Below are 13,011 nucleotides of genomic sequence, written 5' to 3'. Positions count from 1 at the left end.
ATGCGCCACGCGAGTATTCAGGTCAGAGGGCTTATGACCCGCGACGAAATGGAGCGGTACAATGCCATGATGGAAGTGGGCGCCTTTTTGGAAGAGCAAGGGCGGCACGACCTGGCTTGGCATGTCCAGCGTGAAATTGATATTCTCATCCTGCCTGCCATCGATCGGCTGAAGGAAAAAGGCCGCGAGAGGGATCGGGAAAATCTGCGCTACATGATTGACAACGGACTTTTGGACGACGATGATGAGTAATAGCTACCCCCGGTGAGCGAAACGCCGGGGGTTTCGTGTACATACGGTCAGGAAGGACAAAGCGAAAGGAAGCGAGCGAATGCGGGAAGGGAAAGTGTGGCTTGGCGCCTGCGGAATCGTCATCCGCGGCGAGGAGGCGCTGGTCGTCAAAAAGGCGTACAGCGGGTTGAAAGGGCAGTGGTCGTTTCCGGCCGGATTCGTACAGCAGGGCGAGACGGTAGACGAGGCAGCCGTGCGCGAGGTTTTGGAGGAAACCGGGATTGAAGCAGCCGTGCGGCAAGTAGCGGGTATTCGTTCCGGGGTCATTCGCGGGTCGATCAGCGACAACATGGTTGTGTTCTGGATGGACTATGTAAGCGGCGAACCGCGCCCGCAGGAGGGGGAAATCGTCGAAGCCCGATTTTTGCCGATTCCTGAGCTGATGGAAGATCCGCTGTCTTCTACATACTTGAAAATCATCCTGCCAGGCTACGCAAAACGGGAAAAAGGGATGGAAGGGCAATCCTATGAGATTGATCCTGTCTTTCAGTACACTTCCTATAAAATCTTCAAGCAAAGCTGAGAATGAAATAGCTAAGCCGCGATGTTTCCGCTTACATCGCGGTTTTTTCTGTTATATCGGAGAAAAACTGTGTTGTGAAAAAAGGCAGTGATCTGATATAGTTAGATACATCAAAATAATCTGAAAATACATGCAATTAACGAAGGAGCATGTATGGAGAAAGGGGAGCTCATCATGAGACATAACCAAGAACAATGCCCGTACTGCAATGGTCAAGGGTATTTCCAGCTGCTCCTGGGTGGCACGGAAAATTGCCCGAACTGTGAGGGCGTAGGAAAAGACGCTCATCAGGAGTCCGCATCTGCAAACAAATAGCCGATACTTGCCGTTGCATAGAGCAAGAGCCGTCAGGGAGCTGACGGCTCTTTTCGTCTACGCTTCGCAAGGCTGCACGTATTGACCTGTATCTGCCATTTTTGCTACACTAAATAGCGAAAATAGCCCGTCCTCCCTTGATTTGCCAACCAGCCTTGGCAAAAGCCGGAGGCGATGGCAGGAGGTTTGGCGGTCGATGAGCTTATTGCAATTTATGGTTTCCATCGTTTTGTTCACCGTGCTCGGTTTTGGCATTGGGTTTATTTTAAACATGATTTTGAAAACGACGTGGCTTCCGGTTGTGATCGCGGTCGGCGTGGTCGTTGGCGCCCTCGTTTATCAAAAAATCGTTCCGGGTGTCTGGGACGCGATCATTCTCGGCTGTGGAATGGCAGGCACAGTGGGCAGCGGCTGGACGATTGCTACCCTGCGCAAAAAAGGATACCGGATGTTTTAACAGGCGGAAAACAGGTCTTGATTCAGGGGCCTGTTTTTCTTTTTTTCATCGTTTGCCAAAGCGGGAACATACAGAATGTTTCTGAAATCATCCAAAATTTGTGTATAGTTTCCTCCTCTTCGGGACATGACTAGAACCGAGAGGAGGTTTACCAAGAAATGAATGGGAAGCAGTTTGTAAGTATCCTCGCATTGTTCGTCCTCGTTTTGACGGCATTTGCAAGCGACGGATACGGCTACAACGTGGTAGGAGACCATAATCTTTCATCCACATTCGGAATCAAGGAAACCAAAGAGGGGCAACGGGTCGTAAAAAAACGGACAGTTTCGGCCAGCTCACTCACTCAAGTCATTGATAAAGCGGATGTATTCCTCGACCAATATCCGAAAGTTCGCGTCGTCGCAACCGGATACTATGCCGGGTTTGAATCGACCGGAAAGAACCCGTCTGATCCGTCCTACGGGATTACGTATTCGGGCGTAAAGGTTCGCCGGGACGATTACTCGACGATTGCAGCCGATCTGCGCATTTTTCCGCTGGGAACGGTCCTGTACATACCGGGCTACGGATACGGGGTTGTAGCGGACAAGGGCGGTGCCATTCGTGGTCACAAGATCGACCTGTACTTCGAGACCAAGCAGGATGTGTTCACCCAATGGGGCAAAAAATCACTCGATGTATATATCGTAAGACGCGGGGAAGGGAAGCTGACAGAAGCCTTTCTCAACAATCTGAACCAGAAGGGCATCGCGGCAATGGCTGAAGTGGCAAACTAGAGGTTTGCTGCGAGACAATGGAAGACAAAAAAACGTTCAAGGCGATGTGCTTTGAACGTTTTTTCATGCCGTGATTTATGTATGAATCAGCTTCACGAGCTGTTCCAGGCCATCGAGTATGCGCGGAGACGGGCGGCAATAAAGCCCTTCCTCCAGCAGGTGAACCTGGTCTTTTTGAATAGCTGTCATCTGGCTCCACTCTGGACGGCTCGTGATCGTTTCCCGCTTGATGCGCTTCAGTTCGATGCCGCACCAGACGACGCAAATATGATCAGGATCGCGCTCTTGCACCATCTCTCTGGTCGCTTTTACATTGGCGACAGGGAAGTCGGAGAATACGTTGACAGCACCGGCTATCTCGCTGACATCGGTCAGCCAGTTCGTTTGTCCGGGCGTATAGATCGGGTTCGGCCACCATTCCCAATACAGCTTGGGACGCTGCGTACAGGAAGCCGTCTGTTGTCGGATGCTTTCTATTCTTTCGTCAAAATGGGCGGCAAGCTGTTCCGCTTGCTTGTGAAAGCCTGTCGCCTCGCCGACCAGTCGGATGTCAGCGGCGATTTCGCCAATCCTTTGCGGGTTCAGCACGATATGCGAAAGCCCCAAGGCTTGCAATGCCTCCACATTTTTTTCCATTCCGGGAACGCTTAGCGAGGCGACGACCAGATCAGGCTGGAGTGCAGCCACCCGTTCCATGTCAATGGTCAGATCGGGACCGACGCGCGGCAGGTGCTGCCACTCCAAAGGCCAGTCGGAGTGATCGTCCAGCCCCACCACGTGCTCATGCAGACCTAAATAATAGAGGATTTCCGTATTGCTCGGACAGATGGACACGATGCGCATGTGATTCCCCCCTGTGGAAACATCCTAAAAAAACGGCTGCACCAGCAATGCAATCATGATGCCCAGCCATCCGCCAATCAGCACTTCAATCGGCTGGTGTCCGAGCAGTTCTTTCAGCTTTTTCGCCTTTTCCTGGTTCGGGCGAACTTTTAACGATTTCATTCCTTCCAACAGGTGGTTAAATTCGTCCACCAGCTTGTTGAGGACGACGGCTTGCATGCCGGCATGCCGGCGAACGCCCGCAGCGTCGAACATGACGATCACGCCAAGAATGGCGGAGATAGCAAACATGTTGCTGGAAAAACCTTCACGCAGTCCCACTGCGGTCGACAGAGCTGTCACGGCAGAAGAGTGGGAGCTGGGCATGCCGCCTGTGCTGAGCAACAGGGACCACTGCCATGTTTTCGTTGCGAAAAAATGGAGGGGAATTTTGATAAATTGGGCGATTCCTATGGCAAGCAGTGCAGCCCATAAGGGGAAGTTTTCAAAAATATCCGCCACGGAAAATCCATTCCTTTCTACTGTGCGCTTCTCTAGATTATTGTAACAGAAGGGCGTTGTCTTAATCCGTGAAGTTTTCATTTGGATTTTAAGCGCTGCCAATCTGTGGTACCATAAGGAAAGCTCCTGCTAGAGGGTCAGCCTGCAAGCCGCAGGCACTTCTTATCTAGGTAGCTTTTGCCATCAAGCAGGTGGAAAACGGAGGTGTGCATCCATGGGCTATCCCGTGCAGTATTTGCAGTTCATTGAAAAATTCAATGAAGGGGAGTTCTACGAATGCCACGATCTGCTGGAAGACATCTGGATGGAGGACAAGACCGACAAATTTTTGCAAGGCATGCTGCAATTGTCAGTCGGGTTGTACCATCTTGAATACGGCAACTTGAAAGGCGCTCGCTGGATGTTTGGCAATGCGCGGAAGTATTTGTCCCGCTACGGACCCGTGCATTGGGGGCTAGACGTAGAGGAAGTGCTTCGTTACATAGAGGACTGCGAGGCTGTGTTGCCGGATCGCGATGCGATTCCGTATGCAGAGGCGAAAGCCATGACGTTTCCATCCTTGCGCTTGCATGTAGACACATCGTGTTAAAACACAAATGTGCCCATAATTGTATCCTATCACAGCGAAAGAGGGAAGAGTATATGGAAGTAACCGTAGAAAAACGCTCACAGCTTGTGAGCTACGTATGTGATGAGCTGATCGTGCCGCTTTGGAAAGGGGAACAGCTTTCCGAGGTGTACCCGGAACTGGAAGAAGCTTTTGCAGGTAGCCTCAGCGGTTTGCAGCAGGAAGGCGAAATCACGGGCGAGGCGAAAGAACTGACAGTCATTCATGGCTTGAACCGGATTGCCGCGAAAAAGCTGCTCATCGTCGGCATGGGCGATCCGGCCAAATTTGACTTTGTCGCTGCACGCAACGCATGGGGCCGGGCAGCCAAATCAGTCGTGTCCAAAGGAAACGCGAAAAACGTCGCAATCGATTTGCCGACAACCGGGCATTTGAGTGCCGAGCGTCTGTCCCAGGCAGTAACAGAGGCGTTCGGTCTGGCAGAATACAATTATGAAGGCTATCGTCAAAAAGCGAAGCGGGAATTTGCGCCAATCGCCACTGTGCGAATCTTGGCAGCGGACGATGCTGTAAGCGCTGTACAGGCTGGCGTGCTGCGGGGGAATGCGCTCGTTTCCGGTACGAATCTGGCGCGTACGCTCGTCAATGAGCCAGCCAACTACTTGACGCCGCGCGCTCTGAAGGACGCAGCTGTCGCTGTGGCAGAGCGTTACGGCATGACCGTGGAAGTTCTGGAGAAAGCCAAGCTGGAAGAGCTGGGCATGGGCGGAGTTCTCAGTGTCGCAAAAGGCAGCGAGCTGGAACCGTACGTCGTAGCCGTCAAATATCAGGGAAGAAAAACGTGGGATAACGTTATCGGCCTGGTTGGAAAGGGCGTTACTTTTGACACGGGCGGTATTTCCATCAAGCCGGTAGCGGGCATGGAAGACATGAAGTCGGATATGGGCGGCGCGGCTGCCATGATCGGCGCGCTGGAATCGCTGGGCCAAATGAAGCCGGAAGTAAACGTGCTCGCGGTCATTGGAACAGTGGAAAACATGCCGTCGGGCACAGCATTCCGTCCTGGCGACGTGATCACGACCATGAGCGGAAAAACGGTCGAGATCATCACGACAGATGCGGAAGGCCGCCTCGTTTTGGCCGATTGCATTACTTATGCAAAAGACCAAGGAGTGTCGTGCATCGTAGACGCCGCCACGCTGACAGGCGGAATCGTCGTTGCGCTCGGACATTACTGCTCCGGGGCAATGACGAACGACAAGGCGCTCATGGATGAGCTTTTGCAAGCAGCGGATGTTGCTGGCGAACGCCTGTGGCAGCTCCCGACCTTCGAGGAGTACCGCAGCCTGAACAAGAGCCGCTTTGCCGACCTGAAAAACTCGGGCGGACGTTACGGCCACGGCATCATCGGCGGCGTTTTCCTCCAGGAGTTCGTCGGCGAGACACCATGGGTACACCTGGACATCGCTGGCACAGCGTACACGGCCACAACGGGCGACATGCAGCCAGCTGGCGGTACAGGCGTCATGACGCGCACGATTGCCGAATTTGTAGCAAGCCGCAGCCAATCCTAAACACGAAAAGGAGTGCATTGACATGAGCCAAAATCCTAGCAACGAAGTTCGCCGCCAAATGTTGGAGGATGCGAAGACGATCGCTGTAGTAGGACTGTCCAACAAACCGGATCGCACCAGTTACATGGTCGCACAGGCCATGCAAAATGTCGGCTACCGCATCATTCCGGTCAACCCGGTTATTGCCGGGGAAACGGTACTGGGCGAAAAAGTCGTTTCCAGCCTGGCAGAAATCGATCAGCCTGTGGACATCGTCAACGTTTTCCGCAAAAGCGAAGACATTTTGCCTGTCGCAGAAGACGCCCTGAAAATGCAACAGAAGCCGAAAGTGTTCTGGATGCAGCAAGGGATTGCCAATGAAGAGGCGGCGAACCAAGTTCGCGCCGAAGGCATCGAAGTCGTGCAAGATATGTGCATCAAGGTAGACCATGCGCTGCTGCGCGTTGGCAAGTAAGATTTTTTCTTTTTGCTTCTCTTTGGAAGGCGGGGATGACGTCAAATCGTCATGCGCCCTATGACCTGAGCTAACACTCGTGTTGCAACGGTTGGTACAACGGGATGCTACCTTGCGAAAAGGCAAAGGGCCTCCGCTCTCACATGGCGGGGGTCTTTTTGCAGCATGAGCAGGTTCGGTTCGGGCTGGTTTTCGGGGGAAACGCGCTGGAGGCTTACTTGGTATGTGGTACGGCGCTGGCCCACGCTTTGCAGGCGCTGCACTTTTGCCGTCATTTTTTCTTGCACGTTATCGCTTTCGCTGGATATGATAAGAAAAAGCAGGACAAGCGGACAAAGACAGCAAGGAGTGGGCCTATGTTTATCCATCCATCGACAGACACCAAGCGCGACCGTATCCCCCCGAACCAGAAGCAGACGACGGGTTTTCCCGTACTTCACTACGGAGATGTTCCAGAGTACACGGACCTGTCCACCGAGTGGAACTTCCGCCTGTTCGGCTTGGTCGAGGAAGAAGTCACACTGACGTACGAACAAATGATGGCGCTGCCGACAGGCGAAGTGACGAACGACATTCACTGCGTCACAGGCTGGAGCAAGCTGGACAACGAGTGGCAGGGCATCCCGGTAGAAGAAGTGCTGAAGCTCGTGAAAATAAAGCCGGAAGCCAAGTACGTCATGCTGCACGCCGAGCACGGCTGGACAGTGAACATGCCTTTGGCCGACTTCACGAAAGCAGGCAACCTGTTCGCCAACAAACACAACGGCGAGAACCTGACCCCCGAACACGGCTGGCCGCTGCGCTTCGTCATCCCGCACCTCTACTTCTGGAAAAGCGCGAAGTGGGTGCGCGGCATCGAGTTTATGGAGAAGGACAGGCAGGGATTTTGGGAGAAGAATGGATACAACATGTATGGAGATCCGTGGCTTCAACAACGTTACGCTTGGGATTAATTACCAATAAAAGGAGGCGAAAATTCGCCTCCTAATATCCTCCTCTCTATTTTCAGGTGAAAAGTAACACCCTCCAAAGAAATATTACCTCATTTGTCCTATTTTGGCGATATATGGAATACAACGACATCTCGATATTAGTCTAAGTAAAGAAGAGACTTTTCTATTTTCTGGGACAATTGTATGATTTGTAGAAAGAGAGAGTGAGAACGTGGTATATCACAATTTGAAAGAAATTTTTATTCAAAAAATGGGTGTGCCTGTACTCTTTCCTGTATTTCCGAGGCCAATGGATTCTCAAATTCTTTTTACCCATTCACTGACTCGCAAAGTAATGGAAGTACACTCTGGTCTGTATTGTCGACTTGATCTGCAGTTAAAAAATGTAAAAAGATGCGATGGAGTTTCTAAAAACTAGTGGTGTCAATGTAGAAGACAAAATACTGATGAATGGGTTTTCAGCTTCTGGTAAGTTTGTGACTCGGTTTACACTAATGCATCCTGAGATGGTGCAAGCAGTTGCCGCCGGAGGAGTAAACGCTATCTTAACTTTACCGTTGGAGTCTTTGGATGGCGAACGCATACGCTACCCAGTGGGGGTATCTGATCTTGCTAATTTAACCGGAAAAGTCTTTGATTTTCCCCAATACGCAAGAGTTCCCCATTTTGTATTCATGGGAAGTTTAGATATAAATGATCAAGTTCAAATCAAATATGCTCCAGAAACTTTTGATATCCAGGACATTGAATTAATTTACAACCTAATTGGTGAGAAAATGATGCCCGATCGGTGGATGAAAACACAAATTATATTTAGCCAATTAGGTTGTAATAGAGTTTCCTTCAAGACTTACGAAGGAGTCGACCATAGATATGTTTCCGAAATCATTGATGGCTTGATTAATTTCTTTACTGCTAATACTCAATATGAATAGGAAGACGCTCCACAAAAAAAGTGGGGCTTTTCTTTTTGTCATCCATCATAAGACAGGAATAAACGCTCGTGTAAAGGTGAGAGAATAGAGATCAAATTTAGCCCTAGATTGTGTAACGACAGCTCGTGTAACGACTCATGGAGGATAAGAAACGGATTTACAATAGTTGGTGGAAGCAGACATGGTCGTGTCAGGTACCGCATATGTATTGATACTTGCGGGGAGCGTAATTGAAAAAAAGAGTAAGGATTCGAGCTGACTCCTGTTTATTCATACTGAGCGTGCATGATTTTACAAAATTTTATTTTTGATTCGACATGTTTTTACAACATTTTCAATTAATTACCATTATTATGAGTAAGAGAATATTGATTTGAGGTGATATTATCAAAAAAATTCTCTTGGTTATACTTCTTGGGCTGTTGGCATTCAGTTTTTTTGATCTTGACGTTAGCATGGGAATAAGTAAAAAGGTTTCTGTAGTTATCACAGTTGCGGTTGTTGCTTGGATGACTTATCTGGACTATAAGGGTGGAGGAAAGACGAGTGAAAAAAAATAAAATAACTAAATCGTTACTAGCAGTTGCATTGACTACAGCTTTTCTATTTACTGGATACTCTCCGGTAGCGATGCCTAGTGTTCATGCAGCAGAACAAACTATTGACCAAAGTTTTGATGTACTACTTGAAATTGCAAAATCAGATTTGGAAGAAAAGACCTTTGTCAAGAATGGTGTAGTTGTAAATGGGTATAGCAACTACAAAGAAGCGGGAGTCAGCCAAGAGGCGTTTGAAGAATTTGAAAAGATTGTTAGTTATGCAAATAAGGAAATCAAAAAAGGGAACATGGTTGTTGGCAAGAACATTTTAGATACAAAAGCAGACATTATTAACACAAATTCGAGTAAAGCTTGCAGTTCTAAGAATTCAACCAACAACATAAAACCTATGGCGCTTTATTATGATTACCACATTAGTGCAAGTAAAGCCACAAAGATTGGAAAAGCGTTAGCTGCGGGTATCGGAGCTGCTGCACTAGCTTCTGAATTTGGCCTGCCAGCTGCTGTAGCTGCGGTACTCACTGCTTTATACGGAGCAAATGAGTTGTGCAATTGGGATGGTAATGGGTATACCATTTACTACATAATTACTCCTATCCCTGCGGGCTACTGTGTACCAGATTGATTATTAATTTAATATCAGACTGACAAAAAGGCCCCTTCAATTGTGAACTGTGACCTGAGAAATGGACAGTATTTGAAAAGGGCCTCTCGAAACTTAAGCGGCTATGAGATGACTCCTGAATTCATCAGGGGTCATCTTTTTTAAGGTCCATTGGTAACGCTCTGAATTGTAATAGGTTACGTATTCATTAACACGCTGACGCAACTCTTTCAGGGATGCACAGTCCTTGTATTCAAGTTCATCTTTCATATGACCAAAGAATGATTCCATGGAAGCATTGTCCCAGCAGTTACCTTTGCGAGATATCGACTGCTTAAAGCCAGCTTTAGCAATAAGGAGCCTCGTTAAGGGATGAGTATAGTGCATGCCTTGATCTGAATGAAAAATAGCATCAGGATGGACGTTACCGTCCAACCGTCTGATTAATTGGGCCAGCGTTCGTTTAACCAGGGATAACTCTAACGTGGAAGATAGATAGTGTGCCAAAATCTGTTTGGTTGCACCGTCTTTCACACAGGACAGATAGGCCCATTGGCCAGTGCCATAGCGCAAATAAGTGATGTCAGTAAGCAGAACCTTCTCGGGTATACCTTGGTCAAACTGGCGTTCCAGGAGGTTTGGACATGTGCGGTGTTCCTGAGTTGCCTTGGCCATTTTACGATATGGATTCGCTTTCCGAATGACAGTGACCAACTTAAACTTTCGCATGAGACGACGAATCTTTTTATGGTTCATCACGACACCGTTCAAACGCGCCAATCTCATTTTGATGACCAGTGCCCCGGCTTTCCCTTTCAGGGCTTCGAAATGCTCCTTTATTAGCAGGAAGTCACGTTCATCCGCCGCTTCTCGAAGCTGACGGTGTTCTTCAGCACGACACCAGCGATAATAGCCACTCGGGCTAACTTCTGCAATCTGACATAGATAACGGGTTACGCGCTGCAAGCTATGTTTTCGAAGGACTAGGTTAATGAGCTGAAAGCGCTCGGAAGATGGTAACGTCTTACTGGTTTGTCTTTCGAGCGCTTCTAGCTTTTTTAGAAGTTCATTCTCTGTCTCAAGAAGCCTAATTCGCGCTTGAGCACGTCTCCATTTCTCTTCCGCCGATAACTCTCCTTCTGACTTTCTGCCCGTGCTGCCCTTACCTCTACGCTCCTCAATAAATCCAGCTTCACCAAAGGTAGCATATACTTTTCGCCATCGAAGCAAGCACTTTTTTGGCATATCCCGACCGATCATTTCCATGTAAAAACCCGCCTGAAGAAAAATCTCCATCGGCGTTTGTCCCTCTTGGTATGCTTGTACAGCGGCAACCTTGAATGAAGGAGAATACGAGATGTTTTTCCCCGTTACTCGAAGTACATTTGGATTTTTCTCCAACATTTGTATCTCTTGTTCAGTAAAACGTTTTCTGTCTCGGCTCATTTTCCGTTTCCTCACTCATTTCTCGTTAAAGAAGATTAAAACACAAAAACCCGCAAGACGGTCACTTTTTTCAAAGTGTCCATCTTGCGGGTCACAGTTCACTCATTGCAGAAGGGGCCTTTTTTTTATTTGCATGTTGGCAATCCGTTCGCATATAATACAAACAAATGTTCTTGTTCAGGGGCGAACAGCATGAGAATCAGCAAGATAGATAATCCAACTTCAGGACGTTTCGTGCTTCCGCAACAGCGGGAATTGTACTTGCAGATGAAGGAAGACGAGAAATTGGTTCCGATGCCATCACTTGAGCATGATGAACTTGAATCAAAGATTTGCTTGGGATTGATTGCAAAAAAGAGGGAGGCGAGAATTTCGCCTCTTTTTTTGTTGGGGAAGATTTTTCTTTTGTATGCTGCATGCCGATTGGTGCCACCAATTGCAGCGCCATAAGAAGGCGGTCCTGCTGAGCATCGATGGAGTGGCCATCTTTTGCTTGCTCATCAGTTGAAACCCGAGTTTTTAGATCAGTCTATTGAGAAGTTCTGCTTTTTTCTTCTTCTGAAATATACGTTTTCGCCAAAAAAGAAATAGTTGGACCAGGAAATAAACAAAGATTACATCGTGGACAACTCCTACACTTGAAGCAACCATGTCAATTGTTTCTTCTACATTCATAACTTATTCATCGCTTTCCTTGGTGGAAAAATGAGTTGACTGTTTTTGTTCTTGGATCACAACAAGACGCTCGATCTTACTTATGATTTCATCGTTTTGTAATAAGTTTCTTTTCATATAACGAACAGCAAAGAGAAGTAGGCCTCCACTTCTATTCAAGTGTATAGTCGTAGCGAATGAAGCCTTTATGATAGGCAATTTTGTCATAAAGAGCACGAGCAGTGAAATTATCCTGGCGGGTTTGCCAGTACAGCCCAGAAGCTTTTTGTTCTCGTGCAGCTTGAGCGACCCGTTCTATAAGGGCACGGGCCACCCCATGTCCGCGAGCGGTTTCGTCAACGAAGAGGTCTTGCAGGTAGCACACATCTTCTTTCCAGACCGTAGGCTGAAAAACGTAGTGGGTGATACCGATCAAGTTGCCATGAAGATGCGCACCGAAACCGAATATCCTATCGCCAATGAGCAGTCGGTTCCAGATCTCATCGTATGCGGAATCTGGGAGCTCTGTCTCGTAAAAGGCTTTGTAGCTTCGAGCCAATACGTCCCAACGCTTTCGATCCTCTGCTCTTAGCGGAGTGATGTCAAGCATGAGACTTTTGTTCATGTTTTCAGCCATTTGAAAATCAAACCTCCTCGTGGTCACTATTAAAGATTTAATCAGCATATTATCACGAATCTTTCACTTAAACAGGTTGCAGAAAACCGTTTCTATACCAGGTCAGACGAGGGTTAAGCCAAAATGTACTTTTGTAGTTGTGATACTACTTGTGAGAAGGCTGGGAGGCACAGCTTCTTTTCTCCCAGCCTGGTTGAAAACATTAGCTAAAGAACTTCATGATTTGTTCAACTACCCGAACAGTGAAATATAGCACTCTCAAAACCCAATTAAAGCGTTCGAACAAATTTTTGATAGATTTAATCATAGTAATCACCTCCCTATAAATTGCGGAGGTCGGTAGAAGAAAACGAGTAAGTTTTTCGGGAGGTAAGAGGCATGAAGAAGTATAGATGGAAAATTTTTCTAAAAATCAGAACGTTAGGCTCGCTGATACCGCTTGCATATAGTGATCAGGAGTTCTTCGGTGCGGTTTGTTGGCGCTACCCCGATCTTACTTATGGTTTCATCGTTTTCTAATAAATTTCTTTTCATATCACAAGCAGCAAAGAGAAGCACACAAATGGTTAGTGACAGAAATGCTTCTGAAAGAGGCATTCTAGCACTTCACACGACTGGTACAAACGTAGTCCAAGCGATAAAAATAACCCCTGGATTATCCCCGGGGGCTGTTGATGGATTACATGACTGTTTGAGTAATAACATTTGATTCGCCTTCGTTCTTGCCACCTGTAATGACAACTTTAAATAGATAAGTTTTTCCAGCCTCTAGCTGAGCAGCACGTACAGTATGCTTGGGAATCCCATTAACGGAGGCGGATTTAATTCCTAATGGCAGGTAAGCATCCTCCCAGGTTTCTCCATTGTCCGTAGACTGTAAGACTTTTTCAGATGCGGCGTCCTGTGGGACGGTGTAATAA

General features: G+C 47.9%; 16 protein-coding genes. 12 read left to right on the top strand and 4 right to left on the bottom strand.

All coding sequences use genetic code 11. The features are described 5' to 3' along the window. From NST23_RS22720 to NST23_RS22700, 5 genes are all read left to right on the top strand, one after another. The gene (locus tag NST23_RS22720) at positions 1–252 is read left to right on the top strand and encodes a hypothetical protein (RefSeq protein WP_122964538.1); all 252 of its coding nucleotides are present in this window, start codon (positions 1–3) and stop codon (positions 250–252) included. A gap of 79 nt (positions 253–331) precedes the next feature. Further along, the gene (locus NST23_RS22715) at positions 332–814 is read left to right on the top strand and encodes an NUDIX domain-containing protein (protein ID WP_122964539.1); all 483 of its coding nucleotides are present in this window, start codon (positions 332–334) and stop codon (positions 812–814) included. Positions 815–967: 153 nt separating this feature from the next. Further along, positions 968–1,129 (top strand): YuiA family protein, encoded by a 162-nt coding sequence (locus NST23_RS22710; protein WP_167470299.1) that lies wholly within the window; start codon positions 968–970, stop codon positions 1,127–1,129. A gap of 196 nt (positions 1,130–1,325) precedes the next feature. Beyond that, the gene (locus NST23_RS22705; RefSeq protein WP_063227416.1) at positions 1,326–1,586 is read left to right on the top strand and encodes a YuiB family protein; all 261 of its coding nucleotides are present in this window, start codon (positions 1,326–1,328) and stop codon (positions 1,584–1,586) included. A gap of 158 nt (positions 1,587–1,744) precedes the next feature. After that, positions 1,745–2,362, top strand: a complete 618-nt coding sequence (locus NST23_RS22700) for a 3D domain-containing protein (RefSeq protein ID WP_122964540.1) — start codon at positions 1,745–1,747, stop codon at positions 2,360–2,362. 75 nt (positions 2,363–2,437) lie between these two features. On the opposite strand, the gene NST23_RS22695 is transcribed toward NST23_RS22700, so the two are convergent. Beyond that, positions 2,438–3,205: a cobalamin-binding protein gene (locus NST23_RS22695; RefSeq protein ID WP_122964541.1), complete on the bottom strand. Its 768-nt coding sequence runs from the start codon at positions 3,203–3,205 to the stop codon at positions 2,438–2,440. 24 nt (positions 3,206–3,229) lie between these two features. After that, positions 3,230–3,706 carry a divergent PAP2 family protein gene (locus tag NST23_RS22690; protein ID WP_063227419.1) on the bottom strand — a complete coding sequence of 159 codons (477 nt, stop codon included), beginning with the start codon at positions 3,704–3,706 and terminating at the stop codon, positions 3,230–3,232. Between the two features lie 214 nt (positions 3,707–3,920). Here NST23_RS22690 and NST23_RS22685 point away from each other — a divergent pair, with 214 nt between their 5' ends. The 6 genes from NST23_RS22685 to NST23_RS22660 all read left to right on the top strand — a co-directional run bounded on the left by NST23_RS22685 (position 3,921) and on the right by NST23_RS22660 (position 9,375). After that, positions 3,921–4,295: a DUF309 domain-containing protein gene (locus NST23_RS22685; protein WP_122964542.1), complete on the top strand. Its 375-nt coding sequence runs from the start codon at positions 3,921–3,923 to the stop codon at positions 4,293–4,295. Between the two features lie 53 nt (positions 4,296–4,348). Then, a complete protein-coding gene (locus NST23_RS22680) occupies positions 4,349–5,848 on the top strand; it encodes a leucyl aminopeptidase (RefSeq protein ID WP_281869682.1) in 1,500 nt (499 codons plus the stop codon). 22 nt (positions 5,849–5,870) lie between these two features. Further along, positions 5,871–6,302 (top strand): CoA-binding protein, encoded by a 432-nt coding sequence (locus NST23_RS22675; RefSeq protein WP_173597515.1) that lies wholly within the window; start codon positions 5,871–5,873, stop codon positions 6,300–6,302. A 356-nt stretch (positions 6,303–6,658) separates the two neighbouring features. Continuing rightward, the gene (locus tag NST23_RS22670) at positions 6,659–7,255 is read left to right on the top strand and encodes a sulfite oxidase-like oxidoreductase (RefSeq protein ID WP_173599614.1); all 597 of its coding nucleotides are present in this window, start codon (positions 6,659–6,661) and stop codon (positions 7,253–7,255) included. 446 nt (positions 7,256–7,701) lie between these two features. Further along, entirely contained in the window at positions 7,702–8,190 is a 489-nt protein-coding gene (locus tag NST23_RS22665; RefSeq protein WP_242774491.1) for a hypothetical protein, read from the top strand. A 546-nt stretch (positions 8,191–8,736) separates the two neighbouring features. After that, positions 8,737–9,375: a hypothetical protein gene (locus tag NST23_RS22660; protein ID WP_122964547.1), complete on the top strand. Its 639-nt coding sequence runs from the start codon at positions 8,737–8,739 to the stop codon at positions 9,373–9,375. Positions 9,376–9,468: 93 nt separating this feature from the next. On the opposite strand, the gene NST23_RS22655 is transcribed toward NST23_RS22660, so the two are convergent. Then, complete coding sequence (locus tag NST23_RS22655) at positions 9,469–10,800, bottom strand: IS3 family transposase (RefSeq protein ID WP_242774494.1); 1,332 nt, start codon at positions 10,798–10,800, stop codon at positions 9,469–9,471. A gap of 192 nt (positions 10,801–10,992) precedes the next feature. Between NST23_RS22655 and NST23_RS22650 the strand changes: the two genes are divergently transcribed. Further along, positions 10,993–11,250, top strand: coding sequence for a hypothetical protein (locus NST23_RS22650; protein WP_340964624.1), 258 nt, complete (start codon positions 10,993–10,995; stop codon positions 11,248–11,250). 376 nt (positions 11,251–11,626) lie between these two features. On the opposite strand, the gene NST23_RS22645 is transcribed toward NST23_RS22650, so the two are convergent. Then, complete coding sequence (locus NST23_RS22645) at positions 11,627–12,091, bottom strand: GNAT family N-acetyltransferase (RefSeq protein ID WP_242774497.1); 465 nt, start codon at positions 12,089–12,091, stop codon at positions 11,627–11,629. Positions 12,092–13,011 lie beyond the last annotated feature (920 nt).

This window comes from Brevibacillus sp. FSL K6-0770, from assembly GCF_038000275.1.
In the GTDB taxonomy this organism is placed as follows: domain Bacteria; phylum Bacillota; class Bacilli; order Brevibacillales; family Brevibacillaceae; genus Brevibacillus; species Brevibacillus parabrevis.
Note: the sequence above shows the minus strand (reverse complement) of the source record. Positions and strands in the feature narration are given on the sequence as shown.

Bases quoted from the DNA above. Each gene is read 5' to 3' on its own strand.
- NST23_RS22720 (WP_122964538.1), top strand. From the start codon at position 1: ATGCGCCACGCGAGTATTCAGGTCAGAGGGCTTATGACCCGCGACGAA.
- NST23_RS22715 (WP_122964539.1), top strand. From the start codon at position 332: ATGCGGGAAGGGAAAGTGTGGCTTGGCGCCTGCGGAATCGTCATCCGC.
- NST23_RS22710 (WP_167470299.1), top strand. From the start codon at position 968: ATGGAGAAAGGGGAGCTCATCATGAGACATAACCAAGAACAATGCCCG.
- NST23_RS22705 (WP_063227416.1), top strand. From the start codon at position 1,326: ATGAGCTTATTGCAATTTATGGTTTCCATCGTTTTGTTCACCGTGCTC.
- NST23_RS22700 (WP_122964540.1), top strand. From the start codon at position 1,745: ATGAATGGGAAGCAGTTTGTAAGTATCCTCGCATTGTTCGTCCTCGTT.
- NST23_RS22695 (WP_122964541.1), bottom strand. From the start codon at position 3,205: ATGCGCATCGTGTCCATCTGTCCGAGCAATACGGAAATCCTCTATTAT.
- NST23_RS22685 (WP_122964542.1), top strand. From the start codon at position 3,921: ATGGGCTATCCCGTGCAGTATTTGCAGTTCATTGAAAAATTCAATGAA.
- NST23_RS22680 (WP_281869682.1), top strand. From the start codon at position 4,349: ATGGAAGTAACCGTAGAAAAACGCTCACAGCTTGTGAGCTACGTATGT.
- NST23_RS22675 (WP_173597515.1), top strand. From the start codon at position 5,871: ATGAGCCAAAATCCTAGCAACGAAGTTCGCCGCCAAATGTTGGAGGAT.
- NST23_RS22670 (WP_173599614.1), top strand. From the start codon at position 6,659: ATGTTTATCCATCCATCGACAGACACCAAGCGCGACCGTATCCCCCCG.
- NST23_RS22665 (WP_242774491.1), top strand. From the start codon at position 7,702: ATGAATGGGTTTTCAGCTTCTGGTAAGTTTGTGACTCGGTTTACACTA.
- NST23_RS22655 (WP_242774494.1), bottom strand. From the start codon at position 10,800: ATGAGCCGAGACAGAAAACGTTTTACTGAACAAGAGATACAAATGTTG.
- NST23_RS22650 (WP_340964624.1), top strand. From the start codon at position 10,993: ATGAGAATCAGCAAGATAGATAATCCAACTTCAGGACGTTTCGTGCTT.
- NST23_RS22645 (WP_242774497.1), bottom strand. From the start codon at position 12,091: ATGGCTGAAAACATGAACAAAAGTCTCATGCTTGACATCACTCCGCTA.